This is a genomic window from Bacillus sp. FJAT-27001 (genome assembly GCF_019039175.1).
GTDB lineage: Bacteria > Bacillota > Bacilli > Bacillales > Bacillaceae > Bacillus > Bacillus velezensis.
This window is the reverse complement of the sequence record NZ_JAHOAA010000001.1, coordinates 450,727-471,263: the sequence shown is the minus strand read 5'-3', so window position 1 is coordinate 471,263 and position 20,537 is coordinate 450,727. Positions and strand designations below refer to the sequence as shown.

The following is a 20,537-nucleotide window of genomic DNA, read 5'->3' as shown; positions in this document are numbered from 1 at the left end:
CTTCAAGCGGAAACGGAGGAGAAAAACATGAATCATTTAACGGCGATGTCTGAACTGAGCGCAGCTGAAATTACAGAACTGCTGCGTGAGGCAAAAGCGATAAAAGAGGGAACAGTCCGCCCCGATCTCGCGGGAAAATTTGTTGCGAATCTGTTTTTTGAACCGAGCACGAGAACGCGGTTCAGCTTTGAAGTGGCGGAAAAGAAACTCGGGATGAACGTGCTCAGCTTAGACGATACGAGCACAAGCGTTCAAAAAGGCGAGTCCTTATACGACACGGTCAAAACTCTGGAATCAATCGGAGCGGACGCCTGCGTCATCAGGCACAGCACGGATGAATATTACAAAGATCTGACCGGCAGAGTCAATATTCCGATCTTAAACGCCGGCGACGGCTGCGGCCAGCACCCGACTCAGTCATTGCTCGATTTAATGACGATTCAAGAGGAATTTGAGACCTTTCAGGGCCTGACGGTTTCCATTCATGGCGATATCAAACACAGCAGGGTGGCAAGGTCAAATGCCGAGGTGCTGACAAGGCTCGGCGCACGCGTGCTGTTTTCTGGTCCGCCGCAATGGCAGGATGAGAAAAACGCCTTCGGCACCTGTGTACAGACGGATGAAGCCATACAAGCTTCAGATGTCGTCATGCTGCTCCGCATCCAAAATGAAAGGCATCAGACAGAAGCCGACCAAAAAGGCTACCTGGAAGCATACGGGCTGACCGCAAAGCGGGCGGAGAGCATGAAGCGGCATGCCATCATCATGCATCCCGCACCGGTGAACAGAGGAGTCGAAATTGACACAACATTAGTGGAATGCGGAAAATCAAGAATCTTTAAACAAATGGAAAATGGCGTGTATATCAGAATGGCAGTCTTAAAAAGAGCACTGCAAACCAATGTGAAAAGGGGAGAAGCGGCTTATGTCTTATCTCATTAGGAACGGCTGGATGTTAAATGAACAGGGAGAAAAAGTGGCACAGGATATCCGGGTAACGGGTGAATTCATTTCGGAAACCGGGCTTCTGACAGCGAAAGACGGAGAAACGGTGATCGACGCTGACGGACTGTTCGTTTCACCGGGACTCGTAGACCTTCATGTTCACTTCAGAGAACCGGGCGGCGAGAAAAAAGAAACCATTGAGACGGGCTCTAAAGCCGCGGCGCGAGGCGGCTTTACCACAGTCGCAGCCATGCCGAATACAAGACCGGTGCCGGATACGAAAGAGCAGATGGAATGGCTGCAAAACCGGATCAAAGAAACCTCATCTGTCAGGGTTCTTCCTTACGCATCCATTACGATCAGGCAAACCGGCGAAGAAATGACAGATTTTAAGGCGCTTCATGAAGCCGGAGCATTCGCCTTCACCGATGACGGCGTCGGCGTTCAGACGGCCGGAATGATGTATGAAGCCATGAAACGGGCGGCTTCAATGAATAAAGCGATTGTCGCTCATTGTGAGGATAACTCACTTATTTACGGAGGGAGCGTGCATGAAGGTTCTTTTTCAAAAGCGAACGGCCTGAACGGCATACCTTCCATTTGTGAAGCGGTACATATCGCCCGTGACGTCCTGCTGGCGGAAGCGGCGGGCTGCCATTACCACGTGTGTCATATCAGCACGAAAGAATCGGTCAGAGCCGTAAGAGACGCAAAAAAAGCGGGAATTTGCGTGACGGCGGAAGTGTCGCCGCACCACCTGCTGCTTTGTGACGAAGATATCCCGGGACTTGATACCAATTTTAAAATGAATCCGCCGCTTCGCAGCAAAGAGGACAGAGAGGCGCTGATTGAAGGGCTTTTAGACGGTACGATTGATTTCATCGCCACTGACCATGCGCCGCATACTGAAGAAGAGAAAAACACGGATATGAAGCTTGCGCCTTTCGGGATCGTCGGTTTAGAAACAGCCTTTCCGCTTCTGTACACACATTTTGTGAAAAACGGGGCGTGGACGCTGAAGCAGCTGGTTGATTTCATGACGGTAAAACCTTGCGAGGCATTTGATCTTCCGTACGGAACGCTTGCACCGGGGGCGCCGGCTGACATCACCCTGATTGATCTGGAAAAAGAAGCAGCCATTGACAAAGATACATTTTTATCTAAAGGAAAAAATACGCCATTCAACAAGATGAAGTGCTTCGGTTGGCCTGTTGCAACGATGGCTGCCGGTAAGCTTGCATACGAAGAAGGGAGACTCGTCAAATGAAAAGAAGACTAGTGCTGGAAAATGGAGCGGTATTTGAGGGTGAAGCATTCGGGAGCCTGGAGCATACCGCGGGTGAAGTCGTATTCAACACGGGAATGACCGGTTATCAGGAAATTTTATCAGACCCTTCTTACTGCGGGCAGATCGTGACGCTGACGTATCCTCTGATCGGCAACTACGGAATTAACAGAGATGACTTTGAATCCATCACTCCTTTTGTAAAAGGGCTGATCGTAAAAGAACTGTGCGAGCTGCCTTCCAACTGGCGTTCGGCTTACACGCTTGACGAGTATTTGAAAATGAAAAATATCCCCGGCTTACAAGGGATTGACACGAGAAAGCTCACAAGAATGATCCGCACGGCCGGCGCATTAAAAGGAACGTTTGCTTCAAGTGAGGAGAATGTCGGAGAGGTTCTTGCAAGGCTGAAAGAAACGGAACTGCCGAGAAATCAAGTCGCTCAAGTATCTGCGAAAACGGCATATCCGAGTCCGGGCCGCGGCAAACGCATCGTACTCGTCGATTTCGGTATGAAGCATGGCATTTTAAGAGAGTTAAACAAAAGAAAATGCGATGTCATCGTTGTGCCGTACAATGTAACGGCGGAAGAAGTGCTTCAGCTCAAGCCGGACGGCATCATGCTTTCTAACGGACCCGGAGATCCGAAAGATGTGCCGGAAGCCATTGAAATGATAAAAGGCATACTCGGGAAGGTGCCGTTATTCGGAATCTGCCTCGGCCACCAATTATTTGCGCTGGCATCCGGAGCGGAAACGGAAAAAATGAAATTTGGACACAGGGGTTCCAATCATCCGGTTAAAGAGCTTGCGACAGGGAAAGTCGCTTTAACCGCCCAAAACCACGGATATACAGTTTCTTCAATAGATGAAACAGAGCTTGAAGTGACGCACATTGCGATCAATGATCAAACGATCGAAGGACTCAAGCATAAAACATTGCCGGCATTTACGGTTCAGTACCACCCTGAAGCTTCACCGGGACCGGAAGACGCCAATCATTTATTTGACAGATTCATTGACTTGATCGAAACAACTGAGAAAGAAGGGGAAGCGGTATGCCAAAACGCGTAGATATTAAAAAGATTTTAGTGATCGGATCAGGCCCGATTATTATCGGACAGGCGGCGGAATTTGATTATGCGGGCACACAGGCGTGTCTCGCTTTAAAGGAAGAAGGCTATGAAGTCATTCTCGTCAACTCGAATCCGGCAACGATTATGACGGATACAGAAATGGCTGATCGGGTATACATAGAACCGCTGACGCCGGAGTTTCTCACGCGTATTATCAGAAAAGAACGGCCGGACGCCATCCTGCCGACTCTGGGAGGACAGACCGGACTGAATCTTGCCGTCGAGCTGTCTGAACTCGGGGTTCTTGAGGAATGCGGGGTGGAAGTGCTCGGCACAAAGCTGTCCGCCATCCAGCAGGCGGAAGACCGCGACTTATTCCGTACGCTGATGAATGAGCTGAATGAACCGGTGCCGGAAAGTGAGATCATCCGCACTTTACAGGAAGCCGAGGAATTTGTCGGCCGGATCGGGTTTCCGGTTATCGTGCGCCCCGCTTACACATTAGGCGGAACGGGCGGCGGCATCTGCTCGAATGAAGCAGAACTGAAAGAGATCGTCGAAAACGGATTAAAACTCAGCCCCGTCCATCAGTGCCTTCTGGAAAAAAGCATTGCCGGTTACAAAGAGATCGAATATGAAGTCATGAGAGACAGCAGAGATCACGCGATCGTCGTCTGCAACATGGAAAATATCGATCCGGTCGGCATCCATACGGGTGACAGCATCGTCGTTGCCCCGAGCCAGACTTTGAGCGACCGGGAATATCAGCTTTTGCGCAATGTTTCATTAAAGCTGATCCGCGCGCTCGGCATTGAAGGCGGCTGTAATGTTCAGCTCGCGCTCGATCCCGACAGCTTCCAATATTACATTATCGAAGTGAATCCGAGGGTGAGCCGCTCATCTGCCCTCGCCTCAAAAGCGACGGGTTACCCGATCGCAAAGCTTGCGGCGAAAATCGCAGTCGGGCTTTCTCTTGATGAAATGATGAATCCCGTAACGGGAAAAACATATGCGGCTTTTGAGCCCGCGCTTGACTATGTCGTTTCTAAAATCCCGCGCTGGCCGTTCGACAAATTTGAGTCGGCAAACCGCAGGCTCGGGACGCAAATGAAAGCCACCGGAGAGGTCATGGCCATCGGACGCACCCTTGAAGAATCGCTGTTAAAGGCGGTCCGCTCATTGGAAGCCGATGTCTATCACCTGGAACTGAAGGATGCGGAAGAGATTTCTGACGGGCTTTTGGAAAAACGGATCAGAAAGGCCGGGGATGAACGCTTGTTTTATCTTGCTGAAGCGTTCAGAAGAGGCTATACAGTGGAGCAGCTTCATGAATTTTCCGCAATTGACGTATTCTTTTTGCACAAGCTCTGTAAGCTGGTCGCTTTTGAAACAGAGCTGAAAGCGGAAAAAGGCAGCCTCGCCGTCCTTCAGACAGCGAAGGAACTCGGTTTCTCCGACAAATATATCAGCCGGGAATGGAATATGCCGGAACAAGAGCTGTATCAAATGCGAAAAGAAGCAGACATCAAGCCTGTATATAAAATGGTGGATACATGTGCGGCGGAATTCGAATCAGAAACCCCGTACTTTTACAGCACATATGAGGAAGAGAACGAGTCTGAGGTTACATCAAGAAAAAGCGTCGTCGTCCTCGGTTCCGGCCCGATCCGTATCGGACAGGGCGTCGAATTTGACTATGCGACCGTTCATTCTGTCTGGGCGATCAAGCAGGCAGGCTATGAAGCGATTATTATCAACAACAACCCTGAGACGGTGTCCACTGATTTCAGCATATCAGACAAACTGTATTTTGAACCGCTGACGGTAGAAGATGTCATGCACATCATCGATTTGGAACAGCCGGAAGGCGTTGTCGTCCAATTCGGCGGCCAGACGGCGATTAATCTTGCGGAAGAATTGAGCGCCCGCGGCGTCAAAATCCTCGGCACATCACTTGAAGATTTAGACCGTGCGGAAGACCGGGATAAGTTTGAGCAGGCGCTTGAGGCGCTGAATGTGCCGCAGCCGCTCGGAAAAACCGCCGTGTCGGTGAACGAAGCGGTCAAAATTGCCGCATCCATCGGCTATCCGGTACTTGTCCGCCCTTCGTATGTGCTCGGCGGCCGGGCGATGGAAATCGTCTATCACGAAGAAGAGCTGCTTCACTATATGAAAAATGCGGTCAAAATCAACCCGCAGCATCCGGTGTTAATCGACCGTTATCTGACGGGGAAAGAAATCGAAGTCGATGCCGTATCTGACGGCGAAACAGTCGTTATTCCGGGAATTATGGAGCATATCGAGCGGGCCGGCGTCCATTCAGGGGATTCAATCGCCGTCTATCCGCCTCAGTCTTTAAGCGAAGACATTAAGAAAAAAATCGAACAATACACTGTAGCCTTGGCAAAAGGCCTTAACATCATCGGGTTGCTGAACATCCAGTTCGTACTGTCGCAAGGTGAAGTGTATGTGCTTGAGGTAAATCCGCGGTCAAGCAGAACCGTGCCGTTCTTAAGCAAAATCACAAAGATTCCGATGGCGAATCTGGCGACAAAGGTCATTCTCGGCCAAAAGCTTGCTGATTTCGGCTATCAAGAGGGGCTGCAGCCTGAACAGCAGGGGGTATTCGTGAAAGCGCCTGTCTTCTCATTCGCGAAGCTGAGAAGAGTAGATATTACGTTAGGCCCTGAAATGAAGTCGACGGGAGAGGTCATGGGCAAAGATTCAACCCTGGAAAAAGCGCTCTATAAAGCGCTGATTGCTTCTGGCATTCAAATCCCGAACTACGGCTCAGTGCTGTTGACTGTTGCCGATAAAGATAAAGAAGAAGGACTGCTGATCGCGAAGCGGTTCCACGCCATCGGCTATAAAATCTTGGCGACGGAAGGAACGGCGGCTTATTTGAAAGACGCTCAGATTCCGGCTCAAGTCGTCGGGAAAATCGGCGAAGAAGGGAAAAATCTGCTCGATGTGATCAGAAACGGCGAAGCGCAATTTGTCATCAATACGCTGACAAAGGGCAAACAGCCGGCCAGAGACGGCTTCAGAATCCGCCGCGAATCCGTTGAGAACGGAGTCGCCTGCCTGACATCTTTAGATACGGCCGAAGCCATTTTGCGGGTATTGGAAAGCATGACATTCCGGGCGGATCATATGCCTGCATCCGAAACCAATCAAAAGGCGGCAGCCACGATATGAAAAAAGCGCATTTGACTGTTCAATCCAACTTAGAAATTGCCGACCGGATTTATAAGATGGTGCTGAAAGGAGAGCTTGTCCGGCACCTTACCGAGCCGGGTCAATTTCTACATCTGAAGGTGAGTGACGCGGTCACGCCGCTATTAAGAAGACCGCTCAGCATTGCGGACGTCGATTTCGCCGCGAATGAAGTATCCGTTATCTACAGAGCTGACGGTGAGGGAACGCGTCTTTTGTCCGAGAAAAAAGAGGGCGGCAGGATAGACGTTCTCGGCCCTCTCGGCAACGGATTCCCCGTCCGGCGGATTGAACCCGGCAAAACCGCGCTGTTAGTCGGAGGCGGAGTGGGGGTTCCGCCTTTGCAGGAACTGTCAAAGCGCCTGACGGAAAAAGGCGTAAACGTCATTCATGTGCTTGGATTTCAATCAGCAAAAGATGTTTTTTACGAACAGGAATGTCGTGCGTACGGAGACACCTATGTGGCGACGGCTGACGGCACATATGGAGAGAAAGGGTTTGTCACCGATGTCATCCGTGAAAAGCAGCTCGAATTCGATGTCCTGCTAAGCTGCGGACCGACACCGATGCTGAAAGCTCTGAAGCAGCAGTACGGCCATAAAGAGGTTTATCTTTCGATGGAAGAGCGGATGGGCTGCGGCATCGGGGCCTGCTTCGCCTGCGTGTGCCGCACGGGTGAAAGCGATACATCCTATGTAAAGGTCTGCCTTGACGGGCCGGTATTTAAAGCTGAGGAGGTGGCGCTGTAATGTTAGAGGTGAATCTGCCGGGTCTCCAATTGAAAAACCCGATCATCCCCGCTTCCGGATGTTTCGGTTTCGGGAAAGAATATGCCGGATTTTACGATTTATCATGCCTCGGAGGCATTATGATTAAAGCTACGACGAACGAAGCCCGCTTCGGAAATCCGACGCCGAGAGTGGCGGAGACAAGCGCGGGAATGCTGAATGCCATCGGACTGCAAAATCCCGGCCTTGAGCATGTGCTCAATCATGAGCTGCCTTGGCTCGAACAATTTGACACGCCGATTATCGCAAATGTCGCCGGTTCTCAGGTGGACGACTATAAAGAAGTGGCCGAGCACATCAGCCAAGCGCCGAATGTGCATGCGCTTGAGCTTAACATTTCATGTCCGAATGTCAAAACGGGGGGGATTGCTTTTGGTACTGATCCCGTCATGGCGGCCGAACTGACAAAAGCGGTGAAAGAAGTTTCCGCAGTGCCTGTGTATGTGAAGCTTTCGCCTAATGTCGCAAACATAACCGAAATTGCTAAAGCGATTGAAGCGGCCGGTGCTGATGGTCTGACGATGATTAATACACTCATCGGGATGAGGCTCGATCTCAAGACGGGACGGCCGATCTTAGCAAATAAAACGGGCGGACTGTCAGGCCCGGCGATCAAACCGGTCGCCATCCGGATGGTATACGAAGTCAGCCAGGCCGTTCAAATCCCGATTATCGGGATGGGAGGCGTTCAGACCGCAGAGGATGCATTAGAATTTCTTCTTGCGGGAGCGAGTGCGGTTGCCGTCGGCACGGCAAACTTCGTCAATCCGTTCGTCTGCCCGGAAATCATAGAACAGCTCCCCCGTGTACTGAGCCAACACGGCTTTCAATCTGTAAGTGAATGCATCGGAAGGAGCTGGAAACATGAAAAACAACCTGCCCATCATCGCGCTTGATTTTGCATCAGGGGAAGAGACTTTAACGTTTTTAGACTTGTTTGAAAAGGAAAGGCTTTTTGTCAAAACCGGGATGGAACTTTTTTATCAGGAAGGCCCCGCCATCATTCACCAATTAAAAGAACGGAACTGTGATATATTTTTAGATTTAAAGCTTCATGATATCCCGACTACGGTCAATAAAGCGATGAAGCGGCTGGCCGGCCTCGGCGTTGATCTCGTCAATGTGCATGCGGCAGGGGGCGCACGCATGATGCGCGCGGCCCTTGAGGGGCTTGAAGAAGGCACGCCGGCAGGCAGAAAACGCCCGTCTTTAATCGCGGTGACTCAGCTGACCAGCACTTCAGAGCAGGTGGCGAAGGAAGAGCTTCTGCTGCATAAGCCGCTGTTAGAAACGGTCGTGCATTACGGCAAAATGGCGGAAGAGTGCGGGCTGGACGGAGTGGTATGTTCGGTGCATGAAACAAAAGCCATTTATGAAGCGGTCCGGCCTTCATTTCTGACAGTCACACCGGGCATCCGCACGGCCAGTGACGCAGCTGACGATCAAGTCCGGACGGCGACTCCGTTATTTGCGAAAGAAAACGGTTCGTCAGCCATTGTCGTGGGCCGCTCAATTACAAAAGCGGAAAACCCCGTTGAAGCATATGAAGCAATTAAACTGGAATGGGAGGGCGTTCGCCGATGAAACAGGCTATCGCAAAACATCTATTACACATTGAAGCTGTCTTTTTACGCCCGAATGAGCCGTTTACGTGGGCGAGCGGCATTTTATCACCGATCTATTGTGACAACCGTCTGACATTGTCGTATCCAAAAGTGAGAAATGATGTGGCGGACGGGCTCGGCAAACTGCTGAAAGAGCATTTTCCCGAGGCGGAGATGATCGCGGGCACTGCAACGGCGGGCATTCCGCATGCTGCGCTTCTCGCAGACCGTGCAGGCGCACCGATGTGCTACGTCAGAAGCAAACCGAAAGCGCACGGCAAAGGAAATCAAATAGAAGGCGCCATTAAAAAAGGGCAAAAAACAGTCGTGATTGAAGACTTGATTTCTACCGGAGGCAGCGTGCTTGAAGCTGCAGCGGCCCTTCAAAGAGAGGGCGCGGAAGTCCTCGGCGTCATTTCCATTTTTACATACGGACTGCCGAAAGCAAAAGAAGCCTTTAAAAAAGCGGGTCTTCCTTATTACTCGTTAACGGATTATGACACGCTGATTGAAGTCGCGCTTGAAAACGGAACGATTCATTCAGATGACATTGAGAAACTGAAATCATGGAAACAGAATCCCGAGTCAAAAGATTGGTTTAAAAAATAATGACAATAAAAACAGGCCTCAGGGCCTGTTTTATTATTCCTATCAAAAAACTCGGGTTGACTTCTGTTAGAATTGTGCTAAAATTTAGTACAAATCTAAAAAGCTTATCAAGAGCGGCTGAGGGACTGGACCGATGACGCCCGGCAACCTGCGTGTCATGCAAGGTGCCGCATCCAGAAAAATGCACAGCATTTTGAAGATAAGGGCTATACCGGGTCACTGTCTTTCATTCCGCTGGATTGAAAGTTTTTTATATGAAAAAAAGATTGAGGGATAAGACAACCGGCAGAAAACAACAGCTGATTGATTGTCTCCGGGAGGAGGAAAGGAAAAATGCTAACGTATGACACATGGGAAGAGCCGGCGATTACATTTCCGGAAGACGATTCCTATAAAGGCGCGCTGTCCGTTTTAAAATGGGCATACGGCCACTACGGAGACCAGCTTGTTTACGCGTGCAGCTTCGGGATTGAGGGCATCGTCCTGATCGATTTAATTTCTAAAGTAAAGAAAGACGCGGAAATCGTGTTTCTTGATACGGGTCTTCACTTTAAAGAAACATATGAAACGATCGAAAAAGTGAAAGAGCGTTACCCGGGACTGAACATTATCCTGAAAAAGCCAAGCCTTACTCTTGAAGAACAGGCCGAGGCTCACGGAGATAAACTGTGGGAAAGAGAACCGAACCAGTGCTGCTACATCAGAAAAATTCTGCCGTTAAGAGAAGCGCTCGCAGGGCATCCGGCATGGCTGTCCGGCCTTCGCCGGGATCAAGGGCCGAGCCGGGCGAATACGAATTTCCTGAATAAAGACGACAAGTTTCAATCGATTAAAGTATGCCCGCTGATCCATTGGACATGGAAAGACATCTGGAGATATACTTCCAAGCATGAGCTGGATTACAATATCCTCCACGATCAGGGGTATCCTAGCATCGGCTGTGAACCGTGCACTTCACCTGCGTTTACCGCGGAAGATTTGCGGAGCGGCAGATGGAACGGCATGGCGAAAACAGAATGCGGACTGCATGAATAAAGGAGCTGCACGATGGAATTAGCCGCTATTTTATTCTGCCTGTTTTTTGCCATGAATATCGGAGCCAGCGGAGCCGCGGCTTCAATGGGAGTCGCTTACGGGTCCGGCGCAGTTAAAAAGAAAACGTATGCGCTGATCATCTGCGCGGCCGGAGTCCTGTCAGGGGCGGTTATCGGCGGCGGTGAAGTCGTTAAGACGATCAGCGGCGGAATCATTCCCGAACAAACCATTTCGCTCACCATTGTCTGCATTATTATCGGATCGGCGGCGCTATCATTATTCACGGCGAATGTGCTCGGCATTCCGCTGTCGACGAGTGAGGTCACTGTCGGGGCGATTGTCGGTGTCGGCGTCGCGTACAAAGTATTGTTTTTACAGCATCTTTTAGTCATCGTGATTTTTTGGGTGCTCGTACCGTTCGTCGCGTTCTGTTTCACGTTTCTCGTCTCGAAGGTATTCAGTTCTCTGAATATTCGAGTCATTTCGAGTCGGAAACAGAAGATTTTAGGGATTGTGCTGCTGATTGCGGGGTTTTGGGAAGCTTTTTCAGCCGGAATGAACAATGTCGCAAATGCGGTGGGCCCTTTGGTTGCTGCGGGCGTGCTCAGCGTGTCCAAAGGAACGCTGTACGGAGGCATCTTTGTCGCTCTCGGCGCTCTGCTTTTAGGACGCAAAGTGCTTGAAACCAACGGGAAAAAGATTACGAGATTTTCAGCCGGAGAAGGCATACTGCTTTCAGGAACCGGCGCGGGGCTTGTCATTATCAGTTCCGTCTTCGGTCTGCCGGTCCCATTGGCGCAAGTCACATCATCATCAATTATCGGTATGGGAATGGCCAAAAACGGGCCGAACGTTTTTCATAAAGAAGTCGTGAAAACGATGCTCAAAGTATGGGTCGTTTCACCGTTTTTGTCACTGTCGATTTCGTATTTGCTTGTCTCCCTGCTGTTAAAAGGAGATTACTATTCCATCTTTATGATGGCCAGCGTGCTTTTGGCAGCTGGCGGAGCCGCCAGTCTGATGAAAGCCATCCGAAAAGAGAAACGCTCTGTCCATGAACAAGGCGGAGGCATTTAACTATTAATCTGAGTTTATTTATCTGTTAACTGGGAGGAATCATGTATTATGAGTTTAGCACCGCACGGAGGAACATTAATTAATCGGGTAAATGAGCAGTATGATCTTACATCCGTCCAAAAAGAAATTGAGCTTGATTTGATTTCGTTCGCTGATTTAGAGCTGATCGGGATCGGGGGGTACAGCCCGATTGAAGGATTTTTCACAGAAAAAGATTACGTGTCAGTCGTTGAAAATATGCGTCTGGCATCCGGGGTTGTCTGGTCCCTGCCGATCACGCTTCCGGTCGATTCAGAAAAAGCGGCTGAGCTTGCCGTCGGCGACACGGTGAAACTGACTTACGGCGGAGAAACATACGGCGTAGTCGACATCGAAGATATTTATACGCCGGATAAACAAAAAGAAGCCGTTCACGTATATAAAACCGATGATGCCGCGCATCCGGGCGTGAAAAAATTATTTTCACGCGGCGATACGTATGTCGGCGGGCCGATCACATTAGTTAAAAAAGCGTCAAAGCAGTTTCCCGAGTTTACATTTGAACCTGCCGATACAAGACGAAGCTTCGAAGAAAAGGGCTGGAAAACCATCGTCGGTTTCCAAACGAGAAATCCGGTCCACCGCGCCCACGAATATATCCAAAAAACCGCGCTTGAGACGGTTGACGGCCTGTTTTTGAACCCGCTCGTCGGTGAAACAAAATCAGATGACATTCCGGCGGATGTCAGAATGGAAAGCTACCAGGTGCTGCTCGATCATTATTATCCGAAAGACCGCGTGTTCCTCGGCGTATTTTTGGCGGCTATGCGGTATGCGGGGCCGAGAGAAGCCATTTTCCACGCGCTTGTCCGCAAAAACTACGGCTGCACGCATTTTATCGTCGGCCGCGATCATGCCGGCGTCGGTGATTACTACGGCACATATGAAGCGCAAGAGCTGTTTGATCAATTTACAGCGGATGAACTCGGGATTACACCGATGAAATTCGAGCACAGCTTCTTCTGCCAGAAATGCGGCAACATGGGAACGGCCAAAACATGCCCGCATGACAGAGAAGACCACGTCATTCTGTCAGGAACAAAGGTCAGAGAAATGCTGCGAAGCGGCGTCATGCCGCCGGCGGAATTCAGCCGTCCTGAAGTTGTCGAGGTGTTGATTAAAGGGCTGAAAACGAAAGAAGAAGCAGGCGTTTCTTAAGGAGGAAAATAGAGTGACAAATCGTGATATCGTGTGGCATGAAGCCTCAATAACGAAAGAAGAATACCAGCAGAAAAACAAGCATAAAAGCTCTATCCTCTGGCTGACGGGCTTAAGCGGTTCAGGAAAATCCACGATTGCAAACGCCGCAGCGCGCGAGCTGTTTGAACAAGGCTATCAAGTCATCGTGCTTGATGGTGATAACATCCGCCACGGCTTAAACAAGGACTTAGGTTTTTCCGATGATGACCGCAAGGAAAATATACGCCGCATCGGGGAAGTGGCGAAGCTTTTCGTTCAGCAGGGAACCATCGTCATCACGGCTTTTATTTCTCCGTTCCGTGAGGACAGAGATCAGGTGAGAGAGCTTGTGGCAGAGGGCGAATTTAATGAAATCTACGTGAAATGCGATCTCGATATATGTGAAAGACGCGATCCGAAAGGTTTATATAAAAAAGCAAGAAATGGTGAAATTCCGTTCTTTACGGGGATCGACTCACCGTATGAAGAGCCGAAAGCGCCTGAGCTCGTACTTGATTCAGGGAAATGTGAACGCGAAGAATGCACCGGAAGACTGGTTGACTTTGTGAAAAACAGCTTAGCATAATAGGTCCAAAAAGGCCGCGCAATCAGCCGGATATCCCCCGCAATGGCGGGATATGGTAAAATAGCTGAAGTGCGGCCTCGCGGCTGTTCTGGGAAGATTTCAAAACGGATCGGGGAGACATGCTATGGGGAAAGTATTTATCGTTGGAGCCGGTCCGGGAGATCCGGACTTATTAACGGTGAAGGCAATGAAAGCCATACAGAAAGCGGATGTTATATTATATGACAGATTGGTAAGCAAAGAGATTTTACAGTATGCCGGAGAAGAAGCGGATCTGATTTACTGCGGCAAGCTCCCGGATTTTCACATTATGAAACAGGATACGATCAACCGTTTCCTTGTGAAGTATGCGAAAAAGGGGAAAACCGTTGTAAGGCTTAAGGGGGGCGACCCGTTTGTTTTCGGCCGCGGAGGCGAAGAAGCGGAGGCTCTCGCGCAAAACGCCATTCCGTTTGAGATCGTTCCCGGCATTACATCAGGAATCGCGGCTGCTGCTTATGCCGGCATTCCCGTGACGCACAGAGAGGCGAGCTCCAATGTCGCATTCGTTACGGGACATTATAAACAAGAAGACGACTTTGAAGAAAAATGGAAAGCGCTGGCGACGGGCATTGATACGCTGGTGATTTATATGGGAATTAAAAATATCCGGCAGATTGAAAGAATGCTGCTGGAAAACGGCAGAGACGCCGGCACCCCGGCAGCCTTTATTCATTGGGGAACGACGGACAGGCAAAAAACAGTCGTCTGCACCGTCGGCACGCTTTCAGACACAGTGATAAAAGAAGAAATCAAAAACCCGAGCTTAATTGTTATCGGCGATGTCGTCAATTATCATTGCAAACTGGACTGGTATGCATCTGAACAGAAAAATCTGGATTTGAGCGAGGCGTTGTAAATGAAGCAGGCGATTTTATACATCGGGCACGGAAGCAGGCTGAAAAAAGCGCAGACAGAGTCGGCGGCGTTTTTAAAAGGGTGCATGCCGCACGCTGACGCTCCCATTCAGGAAATTTGTTTTTTAGAACTGCAGGAACCGTCTATTGAAGCGGGATTTGAAGCATGTGTCAGACAAGGCGCCACTCATATTGCGGCCGTGCCTTTGCTGCTGTTGACCGCTGCCCACGCAAAACATGACATTCCGGCTGAAATCGCCCGTGCGGCGGCCCTGCATCCCGATATAAAAGTGACATATGGTGTTCCGATCGGAGTGGACGATGAAGTCGTAAAAGCGGTGCATCATCGCATTGAAGATACCGGAGTGCCCATTGAGCAGGCGAAAGTGGTGCTGATCGGAAGAGGAAGCACAGATCCGGCAGTTAAGAACGCAGTCAGTGAGATTGCCGGAAAACTTGAGGCGATTACACCTGTTAAAGAAGTCATCCCTTGTTTTTTAACAGCATGTGATCCGCACTATAAAGAAGTGTTTGCCGGCCTTGAAGAGGATGACGGAGCACCCGTTTTTATCGTTCCATATCTTCTGTTTACCGGGCTTTTAATGACTGAGATTGAACGGGAAGTTCAAAAGCTTCAAACGGTCAATCAAAATGTTCATCTCGCTTCATACTTAGGTTTTCACCCGCATATTAAGCAGGCGTTTTTGAACCGTGTGTCAGAAGCTGTTCGAAACCCCGGCGGTCAGTTTGATTTTAAGGGGGGACAGTATGCTGCCTCTGCACATTAATTTAAGCGGAAAAAGAATTATCATCGCGGGCGGAGGCAATGTTGCCTTAAGAAGGCTCAAAACGGTGCTTCCGGAAGACGCGGATATTACTGTAATCAGTCCCGATGCCCTGCCTGAAATTAAACAGCTGGCGGATGAAGGGCGCATCCGCTGGGTTTCCCGTAAAATTGAAATGAAGGATCTCGCGCCCGCTTTTTTCATCATTGCCGCGACAAATGACCGCAGCGTGAATCAGGAGATAGCCGCGAGCGCTTCTGAAACGCAGCTGGTCAATTGTGTAAGCGATGCTGAACAGGGCAGCGTGTATATGCCGAAGATCATCCGCAAAGGGCGCATTCAAGTATCCGTATCAACAAGCGGCGCAAGCCCGGCACATACGAAAAGACTGGCTGAGGACATAGAGCATCTCATTACTGCTGATTTGGCTGAAGAAGTGGATCGATTATTTGAGAAAAGAAGAAGACCATAAAAAACACCTTGTCTGTCATCAGGCAGGGTGTTTTTTATACTGTCCTGACAGTCCCCGATTGTGAACAATTCAAAACGAAAGCGGGCAGTTTGAACGGTATATGCCGGCAAGCGGTCAGGATTGCGAAGTGACGCGGAATATCTATCTGATCCCAATGCCGCCTGGATTCCGCCCGCATACAAAGGAAAGGTCAGAGACCCGGCATGATTATATTAACTGGGCCGGATGTGTTCAGGTTTGACGAGGGAAGGTGATAGTATCCGCCGCCAAATCAGGTGTGACCGTTTTAATCAGAGACGGCCCCGGCGGATCAGGCAGACATGACGGGAAACTGATCAGATATTGTAAAGATCGGTTCTGACGGCTGGGAGAGTGTCGTCTCCGTTTATACGTAATAAAAAACACCTCCAAGCTGAGTGCGGGTTTCAGCTTGGAGGTGCGTTTATTTTTTCAGCCGTATGACAAGGTCGGCATCAGGTGTGACAAATACGGTATGCTGGCTGTCATAGGTGACAAATCCGGGCTTTGCGCCGTTTGGCTTTTTCACGTGTCTGATTTTTGTATAATCAACGGGAACGGAGCCGGAATCTTTCGCCTTGGAAAAATAAGCGGCGATCGCAGCCGCCTCCAGTATGGATTGTTCATCCGGATCGCTGCTTTTAATCACAACGTGGGAACCCGGAATGTCTTTCGTGTGGAACCATAAATCATCCCTTGCGGCAGCTTTTGTCGTTAAGTACTCATTTTGTTTATTGTTTTTGCCGACAAGAATCGTCAATCCCCGTGAAGATTCATATTGCTCCAAAACAGGAACGTGCTGCTTCTGTTTTTTCTGTCCTCGCTGCTGTTTCGGTCGCAGATATTTGCCTTCCACAAGCTCCTCCCTTATTTCGTGAATATCCTTTGTGGAGGCGGAGGAGAGCTGCTGGATCAGCTGATCGAAATAAGCGATTTCCTCCTCGGCCAGACGGATCTGTTCTTTTACCACCTCGACGGAATTCTTCGCCTTTTGATACTTAGTAAAATACATCTGCGCGTTTTCTGACGGTGTTTTGTTCGGATTTAAAGGGATGGTCAATGTCTTACTTTCTTCATCATAATAATTGATGACTTCCGCTTCTTTGTCACCTTTTTTCAGCATGTACAAATTTGCCGTCAGCAGTTCGCCGTATAGCTGGAATTCCTTCGCATTCTCTGAGTAGTCGAGCGTCTTTTCCAGCTTTTTTATCTTATTGGCGTTCTTTTTCCGTTCGTTTGCGACAAACCGCTCGAGATCCTGAGCCTGCTGTTTGACGCGGTCGCGTTCCGCCTTGCCGAAATAAAACCGGTCCAACAGCTCACTCAGTGAGTGAAAGGTGCGCTCTTCTCCGTTTACATGTGTGAGAGACAGGAGATAAAAGTATTCCTTTCCGCCGGCTGTCGTAATGTTCGGTGTAAACCTGCAATCTTTCACGGCATGGAACATTTCAATCAGCGTCTTCGGCAGCGTTATTTTGTTAGCGAGGCCCGCTCTGTGCACGGCTTCTTTTGCAAACAGCGGAGAAACACCGGAGAAGTGTCTGACGATCTGCTGGTCAAGCCGTCCTTCCTGAAAACTGAGATAACGCAAAACGTCCTCTTCATCCGCGGCAAGCGGCGAAATTTTTTCCTGAGCGGGAGGAAGCTTGTAATCATATCCCGGCAGAACGGTCCGGTAGCTGTTCATCGACGGAGATAAATGTTTCAGCCCGTCGATGATGGCTCCTTCTCCGTCAGTCAGAATAATATTGCTGTGCCGCCCCATAATTTCAACATACAGCGCTCTGACGGTTTCGTCGCCGATTTCATTTCTGCTTTTTATGCGGAATATCATAATCCGGTCTAATCCGGCCTGTTCTATTTTCTCAATAAATCCGCCTTCGATATGCTTTCTGAGCAGCATACAAAACATCGGCGGCTCGCTCGGATTTTCATAGGCCTGGTTTGTCATGTGCACCCGTGAATAGCTCGGATGCGCCGATAATAATAATTTATGGTTTTTTCCGTTAGCGCGGATATGAAATATCACATCGTGCTTAAAAGGCTGATGGACTCTCGTAATCCGGCCTCCGGCGATCCGGCTGTTTAATTCATGTGTCATTCCGTATGTAAACATGCCATCAAAAGACATATAAAACACCCTTTCCTTCTTCCTGCATTCGATAATTATAGCATGAAAAGGGACGAGTCAGAATAAGCTTGTTTACAGAGTGACATCTCTAAAGCGAGGCAGGGGAGTGGACGAGAAGAATGAAGTTTCATGAAATGGGACAAACCGATTTGCTGAAAGCAACAAATACGTCCATTAAACAGGGGTTGACCGAAAAAGAGGTGAAAAAACGCCTTGAAAAGCACGGACCGAACGAGCTTCAGGAGGGCAAGAGGACACCGGCGATCGCCGTGTTTTTCGCCCAATTTAAAGATTTTATGGTGCTCGTGCTGCTGGCGGCAACCTTAATATCCGGGTTTTTAGGCGAATATGTAGATGCCGTAGCGATTATGGCGATTGTATTTGTCAATGGGGTTCTCGGTTTTTTTCAAGAGCGGCGGGCGGAAAAGTCTTTACATGCATTAAAAGAGCTGTCAACGCCGTATGTGTCAGCGTTGCGGGACGGGAGCTGGAAGAAAATTCAGTCCAAGGAGCTCGTTCCCGGCGATATCATGAAATTTTCAAGCGGCGACCGGATTGGCGCGGATGTGCGGATCGTTGAAGCGAAAAGCCTTGAAATTGAGGAATCGGCGCTGACCGGGGAATCAATTCCGGTGGTTAAACAAGCTGATAAACTGAGAAAGCCGGATGTTTCGTTAGGCGACATCAGCAATATGGCGTTTATGGGTACGATCGTAACGCGCGGCAGCGGTGTCGGCGTCGTCGTCGGTACAGGAATGAATACGGCAATGGGGAAAATCGCCGATATGCTGGAATCCGCCGGCAGCCTTTCAACACCGCTGCAGCGAAGACTTGAAGAGCTCGGCAAAATTTTAATTATCGTCGCGCTCCTTTTAACGGTATTGGTCGTTGCAGTCGGCGTCTTACAGGGACATGAGCTTTACAGCATGTTTTTGGCCGGGGTGTCATTGGCCGTCGCCGCGATTCCGGAAGGGCTTCCCGCCATTGTTACGGTGGCATTATCAATCGGCGTCCAGCGCATGATCAAACAAAAATCAATTGTCAGAAAGCTCCCGGCGGTTGAAACATTGGGCTGCGCCTCTGTCATTTGTTCTGATAAAACCGGCACGCTGACACAAAACAAAATGACCGTCACCCATATGTGGTCAGGGGGAAAAACATTTAAAGTGTCAGGCATCGGCTATGAGCCGGAGGGCGTTTTCACCCGAGATGAGCGGGAAATCAAGCCGAAAGATGAGAAGATTCTTGAACAGATGCTGGTTTTCGGCGCGTTGTGCAACACATCCGAAATCGCACTGAAAGACGGCCATTATGTACTCGACGGCGATCCGACAGAAGGAGCGCTGCTGACGGCTGCAAGAAAGGGCGGCTATTCAAACGATTGGCTCAGCGGGCACTACCGCGTGGTTGCCGAGTTTCCGTTTGACTCCGTCCGCAAAATGATGACCGTCATTGTAGAGGATCAGGAAAAAAAGCAGTTCGTCATCACTAAAGGAGCGCCCGATGTGCTGATTGACCGCTCGTCACATCTGATGTACGACGCAAGAAGCGCGCCATTTTCTGGAGAAAAGAAAGCAGAAACGGAAGCGGTTCTGAAAGAGCTGGCGTCGCAAGCTTTGCGTACGATCGGGATTGCTTATAAACCGCTTAAGCCCGGAGAAAAACCGACAATGGAGCAGGCGGAAAAAAATCTGACGATGCTCGGCTTGTCAGGCATAATTGATCCGCCCCGTCCGGAGGTCAGACAGGCGATTAAAGAATGCCGTGAAGCCGGCATTAAAACGGTTATGATCACAGGGGATCACGTCGAAACGGCAAAGGCCATTGCGAAAGATTTGCGTCTTCTTCCGAAAAAGGGGCGTGTGATGGACGGGAAGACGCTGAATGAGCTTACGGAGAAAGAACTTATCGAAACGGTCGATGATGTCTACGTCTTCGCACGTGTGTCGCCTGAACATAAATTAAAAATCGTCAAAGCGTTCCAGGAAAACGGACACGTCGTCGCCATGACGGGAGACGGGGTTAATGACGCGCCGGCCATAAAGCAGGCAGATATCGGCGTTGCCATGGGCGTGACGGGAACGGATGTGGCAAAGGAAGCCTCTTCTCTCATTCTGGTAGATGATAACTTTGCTACGATTAAATCAGCCATAAAAGAGGGACGGAATATCTATGAAAATATAAGAAAATTCGTCCGGTATTTGCTCGCCTCCAACGTCGGTGAAATTTTAGTGATGCTGTTTGCGATGCTTCTCGCTCTGCCGCTGCCGCTCGTTCCGATTCAGATACTGTGGGTGAACTTAGTCACTGACGGGCTGCCGGCGATGGCCCTCGGTATGGATCAGCCGGAAGGAGACCTGATGAGGCGGAAGCCGCGGCACCCGAAAGAAGGAGTGTTTGCGAGAAAACTGGGCTGGAAAGTCGTATCAAGAGGGTTTTTAATCGGAGCTGCAACCATTTTAGCGTTTATCATCGTCTATCACCGCAATCCTGAAAATCTGCCCTACGCACAGACCGTTGCATTCGCGACTCTTGTCCTGGCTCAGCTTATACACGTGTTTGACTGCCGGAGCGAAACGTCTGTTTTCTCCCGGAATCCGTTTGAAAATATCTATCTGCTCGGGGCCATCATTTCTTCTATCTTCCTGATGGTCATCGTCATCTATTATCCGCCGCTGCAGCCGATTTTCAAAACAGTGCCGATTACGCCGGGCGATTGGATGCTGATTATCGGTATGTCGGGCATACCTACTTTTTTGCTGGCGGGTTCACTTTTGACAAGAAAAAAATAATTCCA

17 protein-coding genes and 1 riboswitch are annotated in these 20,537 nt (G+C 49.7%); of the genes, 16 read left to right on the top strand and 1 reads right to left on the bottom strand.

Annotation, left to right across the window (positions count from 1 at the left end; genetic code table 11):
• Positions 1-27 precede the first annotated feature (27 nt).
• The 15 genes from BGM27_RS01705 (at position 28) to BGM27_RS01635 (ending at position 15,591) form a co-directional block, all read left to right on the top strand.
• Complete coding sequence (locus BGM27_RS01705) at positions 28-942, top strand: aspartate carbamoyltransferase catalytic subunit (RefSeq protein ID WP_007409728.1); 915 nt, start codon at positions 28-30, stop codon at positions 940-942.
• Entirely contained in the window at positions 926-2,212 is a 1,287-nt protein-coding gene (locus BGM27_RS01700) for a dihydroorotase (protein WP_007409729.1), read from the top strand. Before BGM27_RS01705 ends, BGM27_RS01700 begins: the two co-directional genes overlap by 17 nt.
• Positions 2,209-3,303: a carbamoyl phosphate synthase small subunit gene (locus BGM27_RS01695; RefSeq protein WP_007409730.1), complete on the top strand. Its 1,095-nt coding sequence runs from the start codon at positions 2,209-2,211 to the stop codon at positions 3,301-3,303. Before BGM27_RS01700 ends, BGM27_RS01695 begins: the two co-directional genes overlap by 4 nt.
• A complete protein-coding gene (gene carB, locus BGM27_RS01690) occupies positions 3,288-6,503 on the top strand; it encodes a carbamoyl-phosphate synthase (glutamine-hydrolyzing) large subunit (RefSeq protein ID WP_007409731.1) in 3,216 nt (1,071 codons plus the stop codon). The genes BGM27_RS01695 and carB overlap by 16 nt, the downstream gene beginning before the upstream one ends.
• Entirely contained in the window at positions 6,500-7,270 is a 771-nt protein-coding gene (locus BGM27_RS01685) for a dihydroorotate dehydrogenase electron transfer subunit (RefSeq protein ID WP_007409732.1), read from the top strand. The genes carB and BGM27_RS01685 overlap by 4 nt, the downstream gene beginning before the upstream one ends.
• Entirely contained in the window at positions 7,270-8,205 is a 936-nt protein-coding gene (locus tag BGM27_RS01680; protein WP_007409733.1) for a dihydroorotate dehydrogenase, read from the top strand. The genes BGM27_RS01685 and BGM27_RS01680 overlap by 1 nt, the downstream gene beginning before the upstream one ends.
• On the top strand, positions 8,174-8,893 hold the full coding sequence (gene pyrF, locus BGM27_RS01675) for an orotidine-5'-phosphate decarboxylase (RefSeq protein WP_007409734.1): 720 nt from the start codon (positions 8,174-8,176) through the stop codon (positions 8,891-8,893). Before BGM27_RS01680 ends, pyrF begins: the two co-directional genes overlap by 32 nt.
• Positions 8,890-9,522 carry an orotate phosphoribosyltransferase gene (pyrE, locus tag BGM27_RS01670; protein WP_007409735.1) on the top strand — a complete coding sequence of 211 codons (633 nt, stop codon included), beginning with the start codon at positions 8,890-8,892 and terminating at the stop codon, positions 9,520-9,522. Before pyrF ends, pyrE begins: the two co-directional genes overlap by 4 nt.
• Before the next feature lie 101 nt (positions 9,523-9,623).
• Positions 9,624-9,728: riboswitch (SAM riboswitch) on the top strand.
• Positions 9,729-9,855: 127 nt separating this feature from the next.
• Complete coding sequence (locus BGM27_RS01665; RefSeq protein WP_003154369.1) at positions 9,856-10,557, top strand: phosphoadenylyl-sulfate reductase; 702 nt, start codon at positions 9,856-9,858, stop codon at positions 10,555-10,557.
• A 12-nt stretch (positions 10,558-10,569) separates the two neighbouring features.
• Positions 10,570-11,634, top strand: a complete 1,065-nt coding sequence (locus BGM27_RS01660; RefSeq protein ID WP_020953998.1) for a sulfate permease — start codon at positions 10,570-10,572, stop codon at positions 11,632-11,634.
• A 48-nt stretch (positions 11,635-11,682) separates the two neighbouring features.
• Positions 11,683-12,831, top strand: coding sequence for a sulfate adenylyltransferase (sat, locus tag BGM27_RS01655; RefSeq protein WP_007409738.1), 1,149 nt, complete (start codon positions 11,683-11,685; stop codon positions 12,829-12,831).
• A 13-nt stretch (positions 12,832-12,844) separates the two neighbouring features.
• Positions 12,845-13,438: an adenylyl-sulfate kinase gene (cysC, locus tag BGM27_RS01650; RefSeq protein WP_007409739.1), complete on the top strand. Its 594-nt coding sequence runs from the start codon at positions 12,845-12,847 to the stop codon at positions 13,436-13,438.
• A gap of 124 nt (positions 13,439-13,562) precedes the next feature.
• Positions 13,563-14,336 carry a uroporphyrinogen-III C-methyltransferase gene (cobA, locus tag BGM27_RS01645; RefSeq protein ID WP_007409740.1) on the top strand — a complete coding sequence of 258 codons (774 nt, stop codon included), beginning with the start codon at positions 13,563-13,565 and terminating at the stop codon, positions 14,334-14,336.
• Positions 14,337-15,122, top strand: a complete 786-nt coding sequence (locus tag BGM27_RS01640; protein ID WP_007409741.1) for a sirohydrochlorin chelatase — start codon at positions 14,337-14,339, stop codon at positions 15,120-15,122. It begins immediately after the preceding gene.
• A complete protein-coding gene (locus tag BGM27_RS01635) occupies positions 15,103-15,591 on the top strand; it encodes a precorrin-2 dehydrogenase/sirohydrochlorin ferrochelatase family protein (protein WP_007409742.1) in 489 nt (162 codons plus the stop codon). The genes BGM27_RS01640 and BGM27_RS01635 overlap by 20 nt, the downstream gene beginning before the upstream one ends.
• A gap of 442 nt (positions 15,592-16,033) precedes the next feature.
• Here the strand turns inward: BGM27_RS01635 and BGM27_RS01630 are convergent, their stop codons facing one another.
• Complete coding sequence (locus BGM27_RS01630; protein ID WP_007409743.1) at positions 16,034-17,740, bottom strand: Rqc2 family fibronectin-binding protein; 1,707 nt, start codon at positions 17,738-17,740, stop codon at positions 16,034-16,036.
• 119 nt (positions 17,741-17,859) lie between these two features.
• Here BGM27_RS01630 and BGM27_RS01625 point away from each other — a divergent pair, with 119 nt between their 5' ends.
• Positions 17,860-20,532: a calcium-translocating P-type ATPase, SERCA-type gene (locus tag BGM27_RS01625; protein WP_007409744.1), complete on the top strand. Its 2,673-nt coding sequence runs from the start codon at positions 17,860-17,862 to the stop codon at positions 20,530-20,532.
• Positions 20,533-20,537: the final 5 nt, after the last annotated feature.